This window comes from Sporobacter termitidis DSM 10068 (genome assembly GCF_900130065.1).
In the GTDB taxonomy this organism is placed as follows: domain Bacteria; phylum Bacillota; class Clostridia; order Oscillospirales; family Oscillospiraceae; genus Sporobacter; species Sporobacter termitidis.
In genome coordinates, this window is sequence record NZ_FQXV01000001.1 from 181,659 (window position 1) to 201,023 (window position 19,365).

General features: G+C 55.6%; 19 protein-coding genes, 1 tRNA gene and 2 riboswitches. Of the genes, 4 read left to right on the forward strand and 16 right to left on the reverse strand.

What is annotated here, in order from left to right; genetic code table 11:
• The first annotated feature begins 13 nt into the window (after positions 1-13).
• On the forward strand, positions 14-661 hold the full coding sequence (locus BUB60_RS00860) for a DUF3298 and DUF4163 domain-containing protein (RefSeq protein WP_073075753.1): 648 nt from the start codon (positions 14-16) through the stop codon (positions 659-661).
• 93 nt (positions 662-754) lie between these two features.
• On the opposite strand, the gene pfkA is transcribed toward BUB60_RS00860, so the two are convergent.
• The 6 genes from pfkA to BUB60_RS00890 all read right to left on the reverse strand — a co-directional run bounded on the left by pfkA (position 755) and on the right by BUB60_RS00890 (position 6,895).
• Complete coding sequence (pfkA, locus tag BUB60_RS00865; RefSeq protein ID WP_073075754.1) at positions 755-1,729, reverse strand: 6-phosphofructokinase; 975 nt, start codon at positions 1,727-1,729, stop codon at positions 755-757.
• Between the two features lie 19 nt (positions 1,730-1,748).
• On the reverse strand, positions 1,749-2,411 hold the full coding sequence (locus tag BUB60_RS00870) for a TIGR03936 family radical SAM-associated protein (RefSeq protein ID WP_073075755.1): 663 nt from the start codon (positions 2,409-2,411) through the stop codon (positions 1,749-1,751).
• Positions 2,404-4,239, reverse strand: coding sequence for a TIGR03960 family B12-binding radical SAM protein (locus BUB60_RS00875; RefSeq protein ID WP_073075756.1), 1,836 nt, complete (start codon positions 4,237-4,239; stop codon positions 2,404-2,406). The genes BUB60_RS00870 and BUB60_RS00875 overlap by 8 nt, the downstream gene beginning before the upstream one ends.
• Entirely contained in the window at positions 4,240-4,869 is a 630-nt protein-coding gene (locus BUB60_RS00880; protein ID WP_073075757.1) for a site-2 protease family protein, read from the reverse strand.
• Complete coding sequence (locus BUB60_RS00885; protein WP_073075758.1) at positions 4,860-5,912, reverse strand: M23 family metallopeptidase; 1,053 nt, start codon at positions 5,910-5,912, stop codon at positions 4,860-4,862. Before BUB60_RS00885 ends, BUB60_RS00880 begins: the two co-directional genes overlap by 10 nt.
• A 152-nt stretch (positions 5,913-6,064) precedes the next feature.
• Positions 6,065-6,895, reverse strand: coding sequence for a purine-nucleoside phosphorylase (locus BUB60_RS00890; protein ID WP_073075759.1), 831 nt, complete (start codon positions 6,893-6,895; stop codon positions 6,065-6,067).
• A 221-nt stretch (positions 6,896-7,116) separates the two neighbouring features.
• Here BUB60_RS00890 and BUB60_RS00895 point away from each other — a divergent pair.
• Positions 7,117-7,193 (forward strand) — tRNA-Pro (locus BUB60_RS00895).
• Between the two features lie 222 nt (positions 7,194-7,415).
• Positions 7,416-7,519, forward strand: a riboswitch (guanidine-I (ykkC/yxkD leader).
• A 54-nt stretch (positions 7,520-7,573) separates the two neighbouring features.
• Positions 7,574-7,894: a quaternary ammonium compound efflux SMR transporter SugE gene (sugE, locus tag BUB60_RS00900; RefSeq protein ID WP_073075760.1), complete on the forward strand. Its 321-nt coding sequence runs from the start codon at positions 7,574-7,576 to the stop codon at positions 7,892-7,894.
• Positions 7,895-7,912: 18 nt separating this feature from the next.
• Here the strand turns inward: sugE and BUB60_RS00905 are convergent, their stop codons facing one another.
• From BUB60_RS00905 to BUB60_RS00915, 3 genes are all read right to left on the reverse strand, one after another.
• Positions 7,913-8,653, reverse strand: coding sequence for a class I SAM-dependent methyltransferase (locus BUB60_RS00905; protein ID WP_073075761.1), 741 nt, complete (start codon positions 8,651-8,653; stop codon positions 7,913-7,915).
• A gap of 163 nt (positions 8,654-8,816) precedes the next feature.
• Positions 8,817-10,022 (reverse strand): sugar ABC transporter substrate-binding protein, encoded by a 1,206-nt coding sequence (locus tag BUB60_RS00910; protein WP_084726144.1) that lies wholly within the window; start codon positions 10,020-10,022, stop codon positions 8,817-8,819.
• A 306-nt stretch (positions 10,023-10,328) separates the two neighbouring features.
• Entirely contained in the window at positions 10,329-10,970 is a 642-nt protein-coding gene (locus tag BUB60_RS00915) for a LysR family transcriptional regulator (protein ID WP_073075763.1), read from the reverse strand.
• A 315-nt stretch (positions 10,971-11,285) separates the two neighbouring features.
• On the opposite strand from BUB60_RS00915, the gene BUB60_RS00920 reads away from it, so the two are divergent.
• Positions 11,286-11,720: a C-GCAxxG-C-C family protein gene (locus tag BUB60_RS00920; protein WP_073075764.1), complete on the forward strand. Its 435-nt coding sequence runs from the start codon at positions 11,286-11,288 to the stop codon at positions 11,718-11,720.
• A gap of 76 nt (positions 11,721-11,796) precedes the next feature.
• On the opposite strand, the gene BUB60_RS00925 is transcribed toward BUB60_RS00920, so the two are convergent.
• The 7 genes from BUB60_RS00925 to BUB60_RS00955 all read right to left on the reverse strand — a co-directional run bounded on the left by BUB60_RS00925 (position 11,797) and on the right by BUB60_RS00955 (position 19,352).
• Positions 11,797-12,711 (reverse strand): AEC family transporter, encoded by a 915-nt coding sequence (locus tag BUB60_RS00925; protein WP_073075765.1) that lies wholly within the window; start codon positions 12,709-12,711, stop codon positions 11,797-11,799.
• 100 nt (positions 12,712-12,811) lie between these two features.
• Positions 12,812-14,086, reverse strand: coding sequence for a bifunctional folylpolyglutamate synthase/dihydrofolate synthase (locus BUB60_RS00930; protein WP_073075766.1), 1,275 nt, complete (start codon positions 14,084-14,086; stop codon positions 12,812-12,814).
• Positions 14,052-14,636 carry a folate family ECF transporter S component gene (locus BUB60_RS00935; protein WP_073075767.1) on the reverse strand — a complete coding sequence of 195 codons (585 nt, stop codon included), beginning with the start codon at positions 14,634-14,636 and terminating at the stop codon, positions 14,052-14,054. The genes BUB60_RS00930 and BUB60_RS00935 overlap by 35 nt, the downstream gene beginning before the upstream one ends.
• 101 nt (positions 14,637-14,737) lie before the next feature.
• A riboswitch (THF riboswitch) is annotated at positions 14,738-14,834 on the reverse strand.
• 242 nt (positions 14,835-15,076) lie between these two features.
• Complete coding sequence (locus BUB60_RS00940) at positions 15,077-16,864, reverse strand: methyl-accepting chemotaxis protein (protein ID WP_073075768.1); 1,788 nt, start codon at positions 16,862-16,864, stop codon at positions 15,077-15,079.
• A gap of 215 nt (positions 16,865-17,079) precedes the next feature.
• On the reverse strand, positions 17,080-18,012 hold the full coding sequence (gene tsf, locus BUB60_RS00945; protein WP_073075769.1) for a translation elongation factor Ts: 933 nt from the start codon (positions 18,010-18,012) through the stop codon (positions 17,080-17,082).
• Between the two features lie 2 nt (positions 18,013-18,014).
• The gene (gene rpsB, locus BUB60_RS00950) at positions 18,015-18,776 is read right to left on the reverse strand and encodes a 30S ribosomal protein S2 (protein ID WP_073075770.1); all 762 of its coding nucleotides are present in this window, start codon (positions 18,774-18,776) and stop codon (positions 18,015-18,017) included.
• A 297-nt stretch (positions 18,777-19,073) separates the two neighbouring features.
• Complete coding sequence (locus BUB60_RS00955) at positions 19,074-19,352, reverse strand: YlmC/YmxH family sporulation protein (RefSeq protein ID WP_073075771.1); 279 nt, start codon at positions 19,350-19,352, stop codon at positions 19,074-19,076.
• Between the last annotated feature and the right edge of the window lie 13 nt (positions 19,353-19,365).

The following is a 19,365-nucleotide window of genomic DNA, read 5'->3' on the forward strand; positions in this document are numbered from 1 at the left end:
GCGTGAGTATTTGATGATGAACATTACCGAAGGCCGCCTTGCGGATGAGCTTACATACGAGGGAATCACGATGGTTACGGCCGATTTCCGCTACCCCATCGTTTCCAGCGGCAACAGCAAGGCCGACAAGCGCATCAACAGCTACTACAGGCATATCGCCAAGACCCTCATGAAAAAGGCGCGGAACGAGCTTTTGCCGGATGCTGTGGACGAATGGAAATATTCCGTGGAAAACAGCTATCCGTTCCGGCCGTTTGAAGCCGTCATGAAATATACCGTCACCATGAACGACGGCGATATTCTGAGTCTTTATTACGACAACTATGAGTACACCGGCGGCGCCCACGGCGTGACGAAGCGGTTCGGCGACACGTGGCGCGCCTCCACCGGCTGGTTTATCGAGCTTGGCGACTTTTTCTCCCGGGGCGTGAACTATAAGCGCCTTCTGATCGAGAACGCCATAAAAACCGCCGCCCGGCAGATCGCCGAGGGCACGCACCAGTATTTCGAGAACTATCCCAAGCTTATCAAGAAGTATTACAGTCCGACGAAATTCTATATAGAGCCTGACAACGTCGTCATATTCTACGACCAATACGCCATCGCCCCCGGCTTTGAGGGGACGCCCGTATTTGAATATCAGACGGAAATAATTCCCTAGCCGGCGGACCTCATCACAGTACCGCCTCTTCGCCGGGCAGTCAAAGGCTGTCATCCTGAGCGCGGCGTCAGAATGACAGCTTGATGTCCGGCCTCAGCTCATGAGTGCATCCTGCATCAGGCAGGCGTCCTCGTCGAGGCCTTTTGTCATGTTGAGGGCTTCCTCGATGTCGTAATCCACGCATTTTTCGCCGTTCATGCAGATGATCCTGTTGAACACGCCGTCGGCCAGAAGCCGGACGGCTTTATAGCCCATTCTGGCCGCCGTCACCCGGTCTCGGATCAGCGGCGAACCGCCGCGCTGTATGTGACCGAGCGTCGTCACCCGCGTATCGATCCCCGTCGCGGCTTTGATCTTTTCAGCGACTTCGTGGGCCGACGCCGCGCCCTCGGCGACGATCACCGTGAAATGCGTCTGGCCCTTCAGCCGCGCGCTGCGGATGCGGCCACTGACGTCCGCCTCGAAATCGACGCCCATCTCCGGGATGAGCGTGACGGTGGCGCCGGTGGCGATGCCGACGTTCAGGGCCAGATGTCCCGCCCGGTGGCCCATCACCTCCACCACGGAGCAGCGCTCGTGGGCCTGCATCGTGTCGTCCAGCTTGTCCACGGCGTCAATGGCCGTATTGCAGGCCGTATCAAAGCCGATCGTATATGACGTGCAGCCGATGTCGTTGTCGATCGTCCCCGGCAGTCCCACGACGGGCACACCGTGCCTTGACAGCTCCAGTGCGCCCCTGTAGGAACCGTCGCCGCCGATGACGACAAGTCCTTCGATGTCCATGAACTTACAGTTGTCCACGGCGCGCTGCAGCCCTTTCTCGGTCTGGAATTCCGCGCTGCGGGCAGTATACAGGATCGTGCCGCCGCAGCGTTCGATCCCATTAACGTCCTCCGCGGTCATCGGGACGATGTCACCGCTGATCAGGCCGGTGTAGCCTCGCCGTATCCCGACACAGTCGATACCGAGATGGATCGACGTCAGCACGACCGCCCTGATTGCCGCGTTCATCCCCGGCGCGTCGCCGCCCGAGGTCAGAACGCCGATTCTTTTGACGCTGTTTGACATAAAGGCACCTCATTTCTTTCTATCTGAACACGTTGTTATCGCGTCTCAACACCTCAAGGCGCTTGAACGATGCGAAATCCGGGGTGCAGGACGGCAGATGCGTCCGCACCGCGGCGACGAGGTTTTCAGGATTGAGCGCCGGATTCTGCGCCGTGATCACGGCGCGCACAGCAAGCCTGTCGAAGCCCTCCGGCGTAAACAGGATGCTTTGAACGCAGGGCGCAATATCAAAATCCACGAAGCCCTTTTTTGATTTTTTGGAGATGACGAGCGTCTTTTCCCGGAACAGCGCGGCCAGCTTGTCCACCGTTCCGCCGGGAACGCCCGCATCGTAAAAGAACGCCCCTTCGACACGGATATAGGCAAGGTCTGCGAATTTCGTCTCCGGCCTGTATGCCTTGACGGCCCGGATGCCCTCCGGCATCTTCGCGTTCAGGCGCGCCGGCAGGGCGCCCAGATCGATATCCTCCGCCAGGTCGAAGTCCAGCAGCTCGCAGAGGCTTTCGCTCCCCACCGGAAGCGGCAGGGCAAACGAGAGGTACGGGTGCGGATTAAACCCCTCCGTATGGCGGAGCCTTATCCCGGCCCGCAGGAACACGCGCTGGAAGGTCCGCAGGAGGTCCAGGTGCGAAATGTACTGCGCCCGGCCTGTTTTTTCAAACAGCAGCCGTGTCCTAAGCATCGCATGCCCCTCCCTTCAGGAGCGCCGAAGCGCCGCAGCCGGTACATCCGGCGCGGCAGTCGGGCGTGATCTCATTTTTATACGCGGCGTTTCTCTCACCCCACAGGTACGCCTCATCGACGCCGGCCGACACGGCGCGCCACGGAAAACACTCGCCGCAGGGCCGCTCCCGGTGGGCGTAAAAAGCCGGGTTCAGTCCGCATGCCTGAAACGCGTTCATCCAGCGTTCAAATGAAAAATACTCCTCCCAGGCATCGAGGCGCCCGCCGTCCTTCACCACGCGCTCCAACACGGCGCCTATGCGCCTGTCTCCCCGGGCCAAAACAGCTTCGATGAGGCTTGTCTCGGGCGAATGCCAGTTGTAGGTGATTGCCCTCGTACGCATGGCGCCGCGCAGCAGCTCCACCCGCCGCTGGTATTCCTCCGGCGTCACCTGCGCTTCCCACTGGAAGGGTGTGTCCGGCTTCGGCACGAAACAGGAGGTGCTCACCGTGATGCGGACGCCCCGCGCCTTGTTTGAGGCGTACTGCTTCCACGTATGCAAAACCTTCCCGGCCAGGGCGGCAATCGCCAGCACGTCCTCGTCCGTCTCCGTTGGCAGGCCGAGCATAAAATAGAGCTTGACGCTGCTCCAGCCGCCCTCAAAGGCGACACGGCAGGTCTCAATGAGGTCATCCTCGGTGACGTTTTTATTGATGGCATCCCTGAGGCGCTGGCTGCCAGCCTCCGGCGCGAAGGTCAGGCCGGTTTTCCGGACCTTTTGGACCCGCGACATGAGATCCATAGAAAAGTTGTCCGCCCGCAGGGATGGCAGCGACAGGCTGATATTCCGTGGCTCACACCAGTCCAGAAGCCCGTCGCACAGCGGGAGCAGTTCCTTATAGTCACTGGTGCTCAGGGATGAAAGCGTAATCTCCTCGTATCCCGCGCTTTCAAGGGCCTTGACGCCGCAGCCGACAAGCCTGTCCGCGCCCCGCGCCCGGACGGGGCGGTAGGTATACCCGGCCTGGCAGAACCGGCAGGCGCGGATGCAGCCCCGGAACAGCTCCAGGACGACGCGGTCGTGTACGATCTCCGTTGACGGCACGATCGTCTCCTCCGGGAAATACGCGGCGTCAAAATCCTCCGCAATGCGCTTGACGACGGGAAAAGGCGCGCCCTCCCTCGGAACAATATCGGCGACCGTCCCGTCGCCGTTGTAGGCCACGTCATATAAAGAAGGCACATAGACGCCGCCGATACGGGACGCCTGCTCTAAAAATTCATTCTTTGACAGGCCGCTCTTCTTTGCGGCCCTGTATGCCCCGATGACCTCGCCGTTGACCTCCTCCCCCTCGCCAATGATGAACAGATCGATGAAATCCGCCATCGGCTCCGGGTTGTACGCGCATGTCCCGCCTGCAATGACGAGCGGCGTCAGGTCCTTCCTCTCGCTTGCGCGCATGGGCAGACCCATGAGGTCCAGCATGTTGAGCACGTTCGTATAGGCCATCTCATAGCCCAAGGAAAACGCCACGATGTCGAAGTTTCTGACAGGGTCGCCGCTCTCCAGCCCATAAAGGCCGATGGACGCGCAGCGCAGCGCCTCCTCCATATCCCCCCACGGGGCGAAGACGCGCTCGCACCAGACACCGGACATTCTGTTCGCCAGGCCATACAGTATCCGCATGCCAAGGTTCGACATGCCGATCTCGTACGTATCGGGAAAGCACAGCGCCACACGCGTATCGACCGTGCTCAGGTCCTTGACGGTCTGGCCGTATTCGCCGCCCGTGTACCGCGCCGGCTTCTGAACCTTCGGTAAAATTCTTTCCAAACGTTTATCCATTCACACACATCCGACTTTTTTTCCCCTTGATTTTATACGAAGACCGCTCTTTTTACAATAGCTGATTAACAGCCACGCGGCCGCCAGCAGCAGTGTGAAGTTTACCCTGGTCCAGATCAGTACCGCGGCCCCGGCCGTAAGCAGCGCACCGATGACGGCGCAGCTAGTGACGGTGATGAGCTTCTCCGCGGCGTCCAGGCTGAACATCAGTGCCGCAACATCGTACAGCATCCGTCCGCCGTCCAGCTTCAGGACGGGCAGCAGGTTGAAAGCGCCGCAGACCAGGCTGATACCGGCCAGAATATAGGCGCTGTCGCTCGCCGCCGCCCTGCCGTAAAACGACGCGGCGACGGCAAGAGCAAAGCTGGCCGCCGGCCCCGCCGCCGCAGAGATAAGCTCATGCGCATAGGACATCGTTTTATTATATCGGATCGTCAGTCCCCACAGGTCGATCCTGAATTCCGCGATCTTGTACCTCAAAAAATACAGGGCGATCAGGTGGCCGAGCTCATGGATGGCCACGGCGGCCAGAACGGGGAAAAAAAGGCCGGTGAAATCAAAAAAATAGACGGCGGAAAGCGCCACAAGCGCCGCGCCGCTGATTCTGAATTTTCCGATCGTTACGTCCATTGGATATAAAACTCCGGATTGACGTAGACACCGCTGACGTGCAGCTCAAAGTGCAGGTAAGTCCCGGTGGCATTGCCCGTGTTCCCCACTGTGGCGATTTTTGTGCCCTTTTTGACGGCTTGTCCCTTCTCGACGTAGAGCTTGTCGCAGTGGGCGTATTCGGTTTCCACGCTGCCGTGGCCGAGAAGGACATAGTTGCCCAGCGTCGCGCTCTCGCCGGCGGCAAGAACCTTGCCGTCGGCAAAGGCGGCGATCGACGTACCGCTCTTGGCGTCGATATCGGTGCCGTAATGGAATTTGACGGTCTTATCGGCGGGGTCGGTCCTGTAGCCAAAGGAAGAAGAGACAACGCCCTTGACGGGCGTTACATAAGATATGCCGATTCTGGGCATGGCGTAGCTGACGCCGGCCGGAATCGAATAATCGGAATATTGCTCCTGATCCTGCTGGAACGCGGCGATGACCGCGTCGGCAAATGTCTTTTCATCATCCGAGGTCGCGGCGGCGTCGCTGTCGCCTGAGCCGCTGTCCGCTTTGCCCGGCGACGCGGTCGGCGGCGTATCCTGGGCAAAGGTTTCGACAGAAGCCCCGTCGGACGGACTTGCCGCCGCCTGATCGCCAACGGCCGACGAGTCGCTGGCGGCATTGCCGCTTCCTGCCGAATCCGGTCCGGCGGACGGCGCATCCGTTGTGCCGGCGCCGGAGGTCTGGACCGCGTCGCCGCCCGCGTCCGGGGGCGTCCCTGTAAAGGCGTACGTGATCGCCTCGCCGAGCGCGGCGGTGAATTTCTTTTCCCCGCTGATGCCCTCGCCCAGCGTTGCCAGCGCCGCCTTGTAATTGACCACCGAGTTGAGCTTGTCTCCGACGCTCTGGAGCGTCGAGGGAAAAACAAGCTTCATGAAAGCGGCGATCCCGAAGAGCGCCACGCAGATGATGAGCTTTATGGCGCGCCGTGCCGATTTATCCGCACCCGTACCCGCGCCGGAGGAACGATGCCGGCGCGGCGTGCTCCCGCGCCCGCGGTATGGCCTGTACTTATCCAAATAATGTCACCTCGCTCTGTAAAACAATTATATTCCAATTTGTACAGGCGTATGCAGGAACCGGCAAACCTGGCCGCAAAAAGGACGGCCGATGGCCGTCCCTGCGAATTATATTCTATTAGGATGCACCGCGGCTGTTCACTCGTCCCGCTTCATATTTTCCCGATCCGGACGATGGACTCCGTGATCAGCTTTTTGAAGTCCGGGGCGCGGCGGTTTGCCGTCTCCTGCACTTCCTCATGGGCCAGCTTGTTTTGAGAGATGCCGGCGGCCATATTCGCGATACACGAAATACCGCACACTTTCAGGCCCATATGATTTGCCGCGACCGCCTCCACCGCCGTGCTCATGCCGACCACGTCGGCGCCCAGCACTCCATAAGCGCGGATCTCCGCGGGCGTCTCGAAATTCGGCCCTGAGACCTGGATATAAACGCCCTCTCGGAACCCCATCTGGAGATCCTCCGCCGCCCCGCGGATCGTCTCCCTGATGCCGGCGTCGTATACTTCGCTCATATCAGGGAACCGCGTACCCAGCTCGTCGATATTCGTCCCGATGAGCGGCGACGGCACTCCCAGCAGGATATGATCGCGGATGAGCATGAAATCCCCCGCCGAAAACGACGTGTTAATAGCCCCGGACGCGTTTGTCAGAAACAAAACCTCCGCCCCCATCATGCCCATCAGTCGTATCGGCATGACAACGTCGGAAACGTCATACCCTTCATAATAATGCACCCGGCCCTGCATGGCGACCACCGGCACATCCCCCACATAGCCGAAAACATAGCGGCCGCGATGGCCCGGCACCGTGCTGACCGGGAACCCCTCGATGTCTGCGTAATCGATGCTCGCCTCGACCCGAATCCCTTCGGCGAAGTCGCCGAGGCCCGAGCCCAGCACAAGGGCGACCTTTGGCTTGAACGCCGTCTCTTCCTGGATATCCTTCAGGCTTTTTTTCAGAGTCTTATAAATCTTGCTCATTACAAACAACCTGCCTTTTATTCGTATTGCGTATTCGTGATGCCATATTCTATCATTCTTAGTTTTCCTTATCAATATTTACCGGCGTCGAAAACTCAGCCAATTCGGAGCGGGATTTTCTCTCTAAAGTTTCAAGGAAAGATGCAAAAAACTCTTGACAGTCGGGCAAAAGTGTTTTATGCTACATTCTACGAGTCTGAAACAAGACTCGTCAATTATGCCGGGGTGTAGCGCAGCTTGGTAGCGCGCATGGTTCGGGACCATGAGGCCGGGAGTTCGAGTCTCCCCACTCCGACCAGAAAGAAGAGGCAAAAAAGATAAAAATCTTTTTTGCCTCTTCTTTCTGGGTTCCGCCGCCTCTGGCGGCTCCACCGATTTGATTGGACGTCCTCGGCGGGAATGAATCCCGTCTGCTTTTGTTTTTACCTTCAGCCGGAAATCATAGCCCAAAGCTGAATTTATATTGACTATTTTATTATCTTTTGTTACAATTATTATTATCTGGAGATCGAAAATTTAATATTCAGTTTTATAGGGTTCCGCAGTTTAATGTTGTAAACTGGTCAGGTCCGAGATAAAACGCACAGCTTGCTGTGTTCACGGAAGGACAAAAGCCTGGGAGATATTGAAAAATATCCTCCCAGGCTTTTTATTTTATTTTTAAGAAGGAGTAACATTATGAAGTGGTTGTTTTTAATTATAGCAGGGATTTGTGAAGTGGGGTGGGCTATCGGTTTGAAGTACTCGCAAGGATTTACGAAACTTGTACCGAGCGTACTTACCGTATCGGGTATGATTGCAAGCTTCTATTTTTTATCAATAGCCTTAAAAGAACTCCCATTAGGCACTGCATATGCAATTTGGACCGGAATCGGTACAATTGGTACTGTGATCTTGGGAATCGTATTATTTAAAGAACCTATTGATATAATCAGGTTGATTTGCATCGGCTTTATCGTCACAGGAATTATAGGGCTAAAGCTTACGGGCAATACATAGGCGTCGCGGACCGTCACTTTACTTTAACAGCTTTTTTGTCGCTGATACAATCAGCATCATCGGACGGCGGAGCTCGTCTTTCATGCCGTCAACTGTGTCAAGCATCTGCGGAGTGGGCTGAGGCTCTACAATGTCGGTTATCTCAAAGCCGCCTTGCAGCAAGCCGTTGAGGTAAGTCGTGATGGTTCTATGATATTTTATAACCTTCTCTCCAAGAAAATTCGCTTCCCGCACGCCTTCATAAAAGTAGTTATCAACAGGAAAATGCTTGATTGTGCCTGCTTTATCGTAAATCCAATCCTGGGTCCCGTACGCGGTAAAGACAGGATGTTCAACGGAAAATATAAACCTTCCGCCGGAGACGAGCCAGCACCCGACCTTCCTGACGATGTCTTCAAATGATTTTATATAATGAAAAGCCAGCGAGCTGATCACCACATCAAAGAGGCCAGGAGAAAATTCTGCTTCCTCAATAGGCTTGTGCAGGTATTCAATTTTTTTTGCAGTCTTTTCTTTTGCCACAGCCAGCATCTTTTCAGAAATGTCCACGCCGACAACTGATTTCGCGCCGTGCTCCACCGCGTACTGGCAATGCCAGCCAAAACCGCAGCCCAGGTCCAAAACGCGTTTGTCCTTAAATTCAGGCAGCAGCCTTTCAAGAGCCTTCCATTCACCGGCGCCTTCAAGCCCTACGACAGACCGTGTCATCTGGCTGTATTTTTCAAAGAACGTTACATCGTCATATTTATTTTGTTTCACTTGTTCTCCTTCAAAACATCAGAGATATTCGATGTTTTTTATATAATACCGGTTTTCATCACGTCATGTCAACTTATGCCTTTTGATCGCTTATTTTTATCTATGCATTTTGACAAAAGAAAAGCCCGAAGAACTCCTGTCTTCGGGCTTCCTTGTAATCTTGCTATTGCTCCGGGTACGGAAGTGTCGATACGCCGGCAAGCTTCGCGTATTTGTTGAAAGACTCTTTGTATGTTTCCTTCGTCAGTACCTCGTTGGGCAGGTTGAGGAACGTACATTTGTCACCGGGAGCTCGCTGGGAGGCCCAGAGGCTTTCCGGCGTGGCCTTGCCGTCAATCATGGCGACAACGGCGCAGGCGGCGGACGACATGTATTGATAGTTGGAGGTGGCCACGCACGCTTTCCAGGCGCCGTCATAGTCGTTGTTCCACTCCGACACCATGATATCGCTGCCGACGTCGATCATCAAAACCTTATCCTGAAGGCCCACGGTCTCTATGGCGCGGGCCACGCCCTGGGCGTGCGTCTCAATCGCATTCGTGACCCACCAGTACTTGATTTCCGGGTGCGCGGAGAAGAGGGCGCTGGCCTGGTTATACGCGGTGTCCTGGGTCACATCCTGCGTCATATCCAGGGGAAAGATCGTGTTGCCGGGGAGCAGCTCCTTGAACTTTGATTCCGCGCCGACAGCGCGGTCGTTCAGGTTCGGGCGCACGGAAGCGTTTGTGCTGACAAGGGCAATCTCTGATTTGTCGATGTCGCCCCAATACGTTTTATAGTTGTCATACAGCCACTGCGTTTCGGTTTCGCCGACGATGACGTCGTCGCTGCCGACGCACGGCGCAAGCTCGCTTTGCGTGGCAGGGTCCCTGTCCGCGTTCAGCACAACGACAAAGGGCAGGCCCGTTTCGGTGCAAACCTCGTGGATGCGCTGTATGGCGGAGGAATCAAAAATAATAATAATGCCGTCGATCGCCCTCTGGTCCGCCAGGGTTTGAATATTTTCGAGATATTTATCCACGTCGTGCTCCCCTGTCGTTGATGTGACGTTGATATTGAGCCGCGGGGCCAGCTCCTGCAGCGTGCCCATCAGGTTTGTGAAAAGCAGCAGCGTATAGGGATAGGCGAAAAGAATGTTATAGGTCTTTCTCGACCCCGGATCGACGCCGTCGGTAAAGAAGCCGAGCTCGTCGGCGTTCTCCGTCACATCCAGCGGCGTTGCCGATGCGGACGGCGATGCGTCCGGTGTAGCCGCCGAGACAGATGGCGACGGGGACCCTGTGCCTGTGGAACCTGGTTGTTGACTGTTGCATGCGAAAAGCGCGAGAATCATCAGCAGTGCGAGAAGAACCGTAAGAACCTTTTTCATAAAATCCTCCTTATTTTTGAACCCTTACCGGTATCTCTTTTTAAGTCGTACGCAGATTTTGTGCACATTCCACAATTTTCAATATTTTATGTAGCGTTTTTTAGTTACGTGTTTACAGTGTACTAAAGGTTATAGAATTTGTACACTACAGTTTTGGTATCGGCCCATGCGATTTTATTTGTCTCATTCGTCCGAATAATCCGGATAGCCCCGAAAAATACGGCGTCTTTCGTCACCGATAACGACGCGCAAAAAAATTACGACCAGGGTATTGTAACCCCGGCCATAAAATTGAGCATATGCAGCCTATATCTCCTCCCCGGCCGGCTGAGTTTGGCAGCCAACCCGGTCGAGAAAAATCGGGATATTTGGATTTTTGTTGTCCTTATGCCAGGCAACCGCTTCGATCACGGCTTCTGCATCCGTTGGTTGCTCATTTTCCGCTTGCTTTGACATTCTGCTCCGTTTATACAGGATTCCCGGGAGACGCATGGCATCGGTTTCAGGCATGATACCAATATCCACATTGCCGTCCACCAGCGCATTATATAATTCGGACGCATTATAATAGCACATTTTTATTTTTGTATTCGGATGGTTGCTCCAAAAGTATATCAGCGCGTCCTCATAAAATTCTCCGACGAGCCGCCCCTGCAGGCCGCCAATGATAAATGACTCCTGTTTGCCGCGCAGCGCCCTGGTGGCATCCTCCATCATCTTCTGCAGGTCATGCTTCACCTTGGTCAAATAGGCCACGCATATCGCTCCCGCTTCGGTGAGACGGACTGAATTCCGGCCGCGTTCAAAAAGCTCGATACCGAGCTCGCGTTCAATTGAGGCTATCTGCCTGCTGAGTCCTGGCTGAGATAAAAACAGCTGTTCTGCCGCCTTGGTAAAATTCAGGTATTCTGCCGCGGCAAGGAAACAATTGATCTGCGAGGTATTCATGATATGGCACCACTCCATTCATCATACGTATTCGAGAACCTGTGAGAAAGAAAGCCCTATAAAACAACGATTTTGTCTGTTTTCAAGCTAAAGCGCACTTCACCCCTGTTATTAGAATTCCACTCCAACGTACCCCGGGAAATGATGTATGTCAAGTGCCTAAATCCTGTCACTGGCTCAGACGCGCGGCATATTGGGCAGCTTTACACAGGCGCGGAACGATGGTATATTTTTCTAGAGAGCTTACGGTGTCTTGTAACATGCGTATGATGCTCTGTCGTCTTTTTATAACTGTATATCACGGGGGATGTTTTTATGGACAAAATCCAGGAGGCCGCCGATACCTTAGCAAGCGGCTTCAACTGTGCCCAATCCGTTTTTTCGGCGTTCAGCGAGGATTATGGGCTGCCAAGAGAAACGGCCCTGAAAATTGCCGGCGGCCTGGGCGGGGGCGTCCGCTGCGGCGAGCTCTGCGGGGCGGTGTCGGGCGGCGCGCTCGTCGTCGGGCTGCACAGCGGCCAGGATAAGCCGGGCGATATCCAGGCAAAGGAACAGTGCAATCAGGAAACCACGGAATTTGTCTGCAAATTCCGTGAAAAAAACGGCAGCTGCGTCTGCCGCGATCTCCTCGGCATGGATATCTCCGTCGGCGACAATAGAATGAAGGCCAAGGAGCTGAACCTTTTCAATACGGTCTGCGTCGGCCTCATAAAAAGCGCCGTGGAGATTTTGGAGGATATGGGATACTAACGGCAGAAATATGCGCGGTCAACAGGAAAAGGCGCGTCTGAAAGACGCGCCATACAGCGAACATTGCAATAGGATCTTAAAACCAGCCCGACGTCAGCACCGCGGCGACGAGGGGCAGCGTGACGAGCGAGAACAGCGTGGAGACGAAGATGAGCTTTGAGGCAAACGCCGAGTCCTGGCCGTATTTGGCCGACAGCATGGCGGTCAGCGTCGCGGCCGGCATGGCAGAGGACAGAACGGCGACACCCGTGACGATGGGGTCGACGCCGATAAGCCGCAAAACGGCGAGGGTGACGGCGGGAATGGCGACAAGCCGGATAGCGGAATAGTACAAGGTGGCCTTTTCAAAAACCGTTTTCAGGCTCACCTCGCTCAGGATGGACCCCACGATGATCATGGACAGCGCCGTCGTGCAGGAGCCGATGACGTCGATGGTGCTGCTGGCGAAAGCCGGGAGCCTGACTGGGGAAAAGAGATACGCAAACCCCAGGATGACGGCCCAGATGCACGGGTGCACGGCGAGGCTCCTCAACTGCTCCTTTTTATTGGTGCTCGTAAACAGTGACAGGCCCGACGTCCACATAAAGACGCGCAGCGGCACCAGAACGATGGAGCCGTACAGGATGCCCGTGGAACCGAAAACAGACTCGATAACGGGCAGTCCCATAAAGCTGGCGTTATTGCAGATCGTGGCGTATTGCATGACAACGCGCCGCCCTGCCGGGAACCTGTTGTACAGGATGCGGTTGAGGATCATATAAAAAATCTGCGCGCCGAGCGCAATGAGAAATACGACGGCGCATTGGCGCAGCAGGTCCTGTGACAGCTCCGTTTCAAAAGCGTGGAAGATGTTGCAGGGCAGGACGATATAGATGACCACGTTTGTCATGTCCCGCCGCGCCTCGGGGCCAAACCAGCCCTTTTTCGTAGCGAAAAAGCCGACTGCCACAAGGATGATGATTTCGATCTGTATTTGTAGGATGATGACCACCGGTTTCTATATAGGTATAGGTTTGCATTAAACGTCATTATATCGGAAAAGCAAAACCGGCACAACCTGAAATTGTGCCGGTTTTTTATTCGGGCAGCTCTTATTTTTTCAGCGCATTGACCGCCTCGCGGATGTCTCCGGAGAAGTAGAGCGAGCCGAGCGCGACGACAACGCCGTCCTCCCCCGCCGCGCTTATCGCCTCGGCAACGCCGTCCTCGATGGTGGAACAGGCTTTGACAGGCAGGCCGTACGCCGTGAGGAGCTCGGCAAGCTTTTCAGCCTGCATGGCCCGGGGATTATGAGGCGTAACCGTGACGAACGCTTTTGCCAGCGGCGTGATAAAGGTCACCATGCTGCCCACGTCCTTGTCCGCCATGACGCCGATGAGGAACACAAGCTTTCTGCCGCCGAAATGGCGCTTTAAGCTCTCGGACGTCGCCGCGATGCCGTGGGGGTTGTGGGCGCCGTCCAGGATGAACACAGGAGAACGCCGCAGCACCTCAAAGCGGCCGGGCCAGTAGACGTGATTCAGGCCGTCTATAATGTTGCCGTCGGTGATCCTGTAGCCCTTATTCCGCAGGACCTCCAGCGCCGTGACGGCCAGCGCCGCATTGTTCGGCTGATATGTGCCCACGAGCGGCAGCCGGATGCTTTTGTACGGCAAGAAGTCGAAATTGACGGCGTCCAGGTCAAACCCGTGAATCGTCAGACGCCCATAATCGGTGCGGTACAGCCTGGCATGGCTCGCGGCGCATTTTTTCTCAAAGACGTCCTCCACATCCTTTTCGCCGCCGTAGATAACGACGTCGCCGCCGGCTTTGATGATACCGGCTTTCGCCGAGGCGATCGCGGCGAGAGTTGATCCCAGCTCGGCCATATGGTCCAGGCCGATGGCTGTGATCACCGCAACCTCCGGGGTATCGATGACGTTGGTGGAGTCGAGCTCGCCGCCCATGCCGACCTCCAAAACGACGATATCGCATTTTTGATAAAGGAAATACTTCATCGCCAGCGCCGTGATCAGCTCGAATTCCGTGGGCGGGTCCTGCATGGCATCGGCAAAGGGACGGATCTCATCCGTGAGCTTTTCAAGGTCGCTGTCGGGGATATGCTCCCCGTTTACCTGCATGCGCTCGTTGAAGCGCAGGATATACGGCGAGGTGTAAAGCCCCGTCCTGTATCCGGCTTTTTGAAGCACTGAGGCAATCATCGCCGCCGTGGAGCCCTTGCCGTTTGTGCCGGCGACATGGACGAATTTCAGGGCTCTCTCCGGATTGCCCAGCTTCGCCAGCAGCTCTTTTGTTCTCTCAAGGCCGGGCTTGCTGCCCTGCCATTTGACGTTATGAATGTATTTCAGCGTCTCCTCGTAGCCCATTGTTTTTGCCTCCAGATAATCTCGACAACGTCGAATCAAAAGTGCGGAAAACTCCGCTTTTATACAGCAGGAAAATCATTAAAATATCGACAACGGCGATTCCGGCTGATACAGGTAGTCTGAGAGGCAGGTTGACCAGGAACGGCACATGATTCAGCCATTGCAGGCTCAGGGTCGTCCAGACCATCGGGCCAAGGATTTCTGCCGGAAGGATCATGGCGATAAACGTCGGCAGGTTCGTTCTCTTTTTGAGCAGCATGCCGATAAGCGGCGGGACAACGCCCATGATGACCGGCGTCAACGCCAGGGGCGGAAACCATCCATAGGACGAAAAGAGCGTTGTGCCAAGAAAGTCGGCGGCGAGTCCCGCCAAACCGCCGGCAATCGGCCCGAACAGGAGCCCGGCGATGATGATCGGCAAGCTGCCGAAGCTGATGCGGATATTGGGAGTCGGCATGATCGCCAAAAAACGCGTCAGGATAATACTCAGTGCAATCAGCAGGCCGAGGGTGACAACCGTTTTCGTCGTTAACAATTTCTTTTTGGACACAATAATACCTCCTTAAAAATGTGTGCACGAACTGTATAGCCGTAAAGCTATACAGCAAGCACCTGCTGTGCGCCACATATAGGAGGTGTTCTCCGGTATGTAGCAGCGGGATGCGGACACCAAACCGTGGATAAATCCTTCGTCCAACTGACAACTCCCCGTCCAGTCGGCACTTTACGCAAGGTATCCTACTCTGCCGGACTGCGGCTTTTTCTCCGCCGCAGCCTAGTTTTCATTATTTTATCACGATGATACGAGCATGTCCATACTGTGTTTAGCACATTTATTCGATATATTTGTATATTTTTCTTGTCCCGCGCGGGCCGCGGCGGCAAAGCAGCGGCCCGCGAATACAGTTTAACCGCACGCTGTTTTCACATACACGCCGAGGGGCGATCAGTGATCGTCACTCGAAAAGCATAAGCTGTCCCGGCGGCGCTTTAATCAACCGGCTCATGCCGGAGAACCGCCGGAACCGGCAGCGCGTATATCGCTCCGGCGTCTCCGAATTCAGGCGCGGGATTTTCCCCGGCCGACGTTTTGAACACGCTCAGGATTTCCTTCAGCCGGACGGCTTGTTCCGAAAGCTCCTCACTGGCTGCGGCGCTCTCCCCGGAGGTGGCGGCGTTCGTCTGGACGACCCTCGACACCATGGTGATGCCCTCGTTGATCTGCCCGATGGCCGCCGCCTGCTCCGCCGACGAGCCGGCGATGGCACGGACGAGCTGCGACGCTTTCTCGACCTCCGCCACGATATGGCCGAGGGCTTCCGCCGTTTCATTGGCCAGGCGCGCGGCCGCTTCCACCGTTTTGATAGACCCTTGAATGATGGCCGCCGTCTCACTGGCAGCGCCGGCGGAACGCTGGGCCAGCAGCCTGACCTCGTCGGCGACGACGGAAAAGCCCTTCCCCGCGGTACCCGCCCGCGCGGCTTCGACGGCGGCGTTGAGCGCCAGGATATTCGTCTGGAAGGCGATGTCGTCGATGACCTTGATGATCTTGTTGATATTTTTCGAGGAGACGTTGATTTTCTCCATGGAATCCAGCAGCTCCCGCATGCGCGTATTCCCTGATTCCGCGAGATTTCTGGCACTGGCGGACAATGCGCTGGCCGTCTCCGCGTTTTTGGCGTTGATGGTTGTCTGCGACGAAATTTCCTCCATGGACGCCGTCAGCTGCTGAATCGAGCTAGCCTGCTCGGCAGCGCCCTGGGACAGCGTGAAGCTGGAGTCGGAAACCATCTGCGCCCCGGAAAGCACATGGTCGGCGGCCAGGCTGATGGAATCGGCCAGCGCGCCGAACTGCCGGACGAGGTTTAAAAGGCTTCTGCCGAGCAGATCGTTTTCGGACCGGACCGGGACGCTGACCGTCAGTTCCCCTCCGGCGATTCGCCCGGCCAGCTGCGCCTGCTCCCGGATGCTCTCTACGAGCTTGTTGAACGACAGGGCAAGCTTCCCTATCTCATCCCTGCGCTTTTTGATATTGTGGTCCCCCGGCTGGAGAACCGCGTCGATATCGACGTCGCCGGCCGCCAGAAGCTGCGCGATCGCGGTCATGACCGTTATGGGATAGCCGATGTTCCTGGACAGGAATATTCCCAGCAGCACGGAGATGACGATGCTTGCGGCCATCGTCGCGAACATGACGATCCGAAAGGTATTCCCCATCACCTGCATCTGGCTGTAGCTCTGGTCGGCCTCTCTCTGCTTCAAAGCCACCAGGTCGTCAATGGTTTTTTCCGTATCGGTCGCGATCATGTCGCCCTGGTTTCCATCCTCGTTGATCAGACTCAGCGCCATCGATGTACTGCCCCGGTCGATGAGACCAAACTCATCCTCGCGGAAAGCCTGAAATTTGCCCACGGACTTTTCGACCGCGTCGATGGCGGCGGCCGCCTCCGACTGGGCATCAATACCTTTTTTCAGATTGGCGATGCTGTCGGCGATCCGCGCGTCGGCTTCCCTAACCTCGCTGATCAGCTTTTCCCGCTGCTCCTTTTTGTCCAGGGAGTATTCCTCGATGATCGCGCGCTCCGTCTGATAATCCTTAACCAGCGTCACAAGATACTTTGACTGGGAGGTATTCGTTTCATAGGTGTGTTTGCTTTTTGACAGATTATCGCCGATGATAAACAAGCCGACGGCGCCCGTCACTATCGCCAGGATGGCAATAACAACAAAGCTGACCGTAAACTTTCTGGAAATGCTCAAATCGCTGAACCACTTCATAACCTTGCTCCTTCCGACACACTGTATTTAAACAAAAAGCCAGAGACATAACCGTCTCTGGTCAAGTTTCAATAATTTTTTTATCTTTTATAACATATATCGTGCTTTTTTGCAAGTTAATACATCCAAAAATTCATAAACGAAAATTTTTCCCCGAGATAAACAGATTCCGTGCCCGATAAGGCACGGAATCTGTTTATCATGACTTTGTTATTTTACTTGACAAGCTTGGAGATTTCTTCGGCGAAGTTTTCCTGCTTCTTTTCGATGCCCTCGCCTTTTTCAAAACGCGTAAACGCTTTGACGGCGATCGTGCCGCCGAGCTCCTTGGCCACCTGCTTGACATGCTGTTCGACCGTGACCTTGTTCTCCTTGACATAAGGCTGGTTTAAAAGGCAGATATCCTCATAATACTTGTTGATACGGCCCTTTACCATGTTCTCCGCGATCTGACGGGCTTTGTCGTCCGGCAGATTCTTGGCCTTGTTTTCCTCGATGGCTTTGTGGAGCTGGATTTCTCTTTCCTTCTCCAGATCGCCGGTGTCGACAGACGCGGGATCGAGGTACAGGGGGCGCATCGCGGCAATCTGCATCGCAATGTCCTTGCCGAGGGTGACCACGGCGTCCGTATTGGAGATATTGGCAACCTCCATATTGACCAGAACACCGATTTTGCCGCCGGCGTGGACATACGGCACATTCAGGCCCGTGGTGTAACGCGCGAAACGGCGAACACTGATGTTCTCGCCGATAACGAGGACCATTTCCTGCTGCATCTCGCGGACGGTCTTGTCCGAGCCGGGATATTTGCTGTCAAGCAGCGCCTCAAGGTCCGCGGGCGCGTTTTTCGCGGCGGCGGCGGCGACATTCTTGACGAAGTCGACGAATTTCTCGTTCTGGGCCACAAAGTCCGTCTCGGCATTGACCTCGACGACGATGCCCACATTATCGATAACGGCAGCATAGGCGATGCCCTCAGCGGCGACCCTGCCGGCCTTTTTCTGGGCGGCGGCAAGACCTTTTTCACGCAGCCAGTCGATGGCCTTCTGCATGTCCCCGTCGGACTCTGTCAGCGCTTTTTTGCAGTCCATCATACCGACGCCCGTCATCTCGCGGAGATCCTTGACGTCCTGAGCTGTAAATGCCATAGTTATTGTGCCTCCTCAACTGCTGCGTCTTTATCTGTCGTTTCTTCCTTCGGCGCCGCGGCTTCCTCGGAAGCGGTGTCGGCGCCCTGGCGGCCTTCCTGAACGGCGCTGGCCATAGCCTGGGAAATGAGGCGGATGGCGCGGATAGCGTCGTCGTTCCCGGGGATGATATAGTCGATCTCATCGGGATCGCAGTTGGTGTCAACGATCGCGACGATGGGGATCTTCAGCTTGCGGGCCTCGGCGATGGCGTTGCGCTCCTTGCGCGGGTCGATGATGAAGAGCGCTCCGGGGAGCTTTTTCATGTCCTTGACGCCGCCGAGATATTTTTCGAGCTTTTCGATCTCATTGGTGAGCTTGATAACTTCCTTCTTCGGGAGCATGTCAAACGTGCCGTCCTCCTGCATCTTGCGCAGCTGGGCCAGACGGTCAATACGGGTACGCATCGTCTTGAAGTTTGTGAGCATGCCGCCAAGCCATCTGGCGTTGACGTAGAACTGCCCGACGCGCTCGGCTTCTTCCTTCACGGCGTCCTGAGCCTGCTTCTTCGTGCCGACAAAAAGGATCGAGCCGCCGTTTTCGCTCAGCGTTCTGACGAAATTGTAGGCTTCCTCCAGCTTTTTGACCGTCTTCTGCAGGTCGATGATGTAGATGCCGTTGCGCTCCATATAAATATAGGGAGCCATTTTGGGGTTCCAGCGCCGCGTCTGATGGCCGAAGTGCACACCGGCCTCCAGAAGCTGTTTCATTGAGATTACTGACATTTGTTTTCCTCCAATTTTTGTTTTTCCTCCAGTCCCATCTACTCCCGCGCCAACCTTGCGGCACATGACGCGAAATCCGGTGACTGTGCGTTTTTTACAGCAGGTAGTATTTTAACAGATACTGCCTGGAAAATCAAGTGGTATTATTATATACAGATTTCTTCGATTCAGCAGGGCATTTTAAAAAGTTCGCGCGCCGGCAAAGCTGCGGCGGCAAATCGCCGAATAAAAATAACCTGCACGCCGGATCGACGCACAGGTTAAACGCTTTATCATTGTTTTTCCGGCCGTTCCCGGTCATACCCAGGCGCCTTTGCGGCGCTTTTCGCGCCTGAACGTCCCGTCCACCTCGATCAGAATGATGTCGTCGCCGATGCGGCGGATGCACTCCCAGGGAATGACGAAATCGTCCTCATGCCAGAACAACCCAAAAAAGCGGCATGGGCCCGGTACCACCAGCGCCAGGATATTGCCCGTGAGCGTGTCAAGAAGCACGTCGCAGACAAAGCCCAGTCGAAAGCCGTTGCATATGTTAATGACCTCCTTGCACCGGAGATCCGCAATCCTGCATTGCACCGAAATACCTCCT

Excerpts from the sequence above, each read along its gene's own strand:
- pfkA (WP_073075754.1), bottom strand. The coding sequence starts at position 1,729 with ATGTCAAACAGCGTCAAAAGAATCGGCGTTCTGACCTCGGGCGGCGAC.
- BUB60_RS00930 (WP_073075766.1), bottom strand. The coding sequence starts at position 14,086 with ATGGGCTACGAGGAGACGCTGAAATACATTCATAACGTCAAATGGCAG.
- BUB60_RS00920 (WP_073075764.1), top strand. The coding sequence starts at position 11,286 with ATGGACAAAATCCAGGAGGCCGCCGATACCTTAGCAAGCGGCTTCAAC.
- rpsB (WP_073075770.1), bottom strand. The coding sequence starts at position 18,776 with ATGTCAGTAATCTCAATGAAACAGCTTCTGGAGGCCGGTGTGCACTTC.
- sugE (WP_073075760.1), top strand. The coding sequence starts at position 7,574 with ATGAAGTGGTTGTTTTTAATTATAGCAGGGATTTGTGAAGTGGGGTGG.
- BUB60_RS00915 (WP_073075763.1), bottom strand. The coding sequence starts at position 10,970 with ATGAATACCTCGCAGATCAATTGTTTCCTTGCCGCGGCAGAATACCTG.
- BUB60_RS00940 (WP_073075768.1), bottom strand. The coding sequence starts at position 16,864 with ATGAAGTGGTTCAGCGATTTGAGCATTTCCAGAAAGTTTACGGTCAGC.
- tsf (WP_073075769.1), bottom strand. The coding sequence starts at position 18,012 with ATGGCATTTACAGCTCAGGACGTCAAGGATCTCCGCGAGATGACGGGC.
- BUB60_RS00890 (WP_073075759.1), bottom strand. The coding sequence starts at position 6,895 with ATGAGCAAGATTTATAAGACTCTGAAAAAAAGCCTGAAGGATATCCAG.
- BUB60_RS00910 (WP_084726144.1), bottom strand. The coding sequence starts at position 10,022 with ATGAAAAAGGTTCTTACGGTTCTTCTCGCACTGCTGATGATTCTCGCG.
- BUB60_RS00880 (WP_073075757.1), bottom strand. The coding sequence starts at position 4,869 with ATGGACGTAACGATCGGAAAATTCAGAATCAGCGGCGCGGCGCTTGTG.
- BUB60_RS00860 (WP_073075753.1), top strand. The coding sequence starts at position 14 with ATGATGAACATTACCGAAGGCCGCCTTGCGGATGAGCTTACATACGAG.
- BUB60_RS00875 (WP_073075756.1), bottom strand. The coding sequence starts at position 4,239 with ATGGATAAACGTTTGGAAAGAATTTTACCGAAGGTTCAGAAGCCGGCG.
- BUB60_RS00870 (WP_073075755.1), bottom strand. The coding sequence starts at position 2,411 with ATGCTTAGGACACGGCTGCTGTTTGAAAAAACAGGCCGGGCGCAGTAC.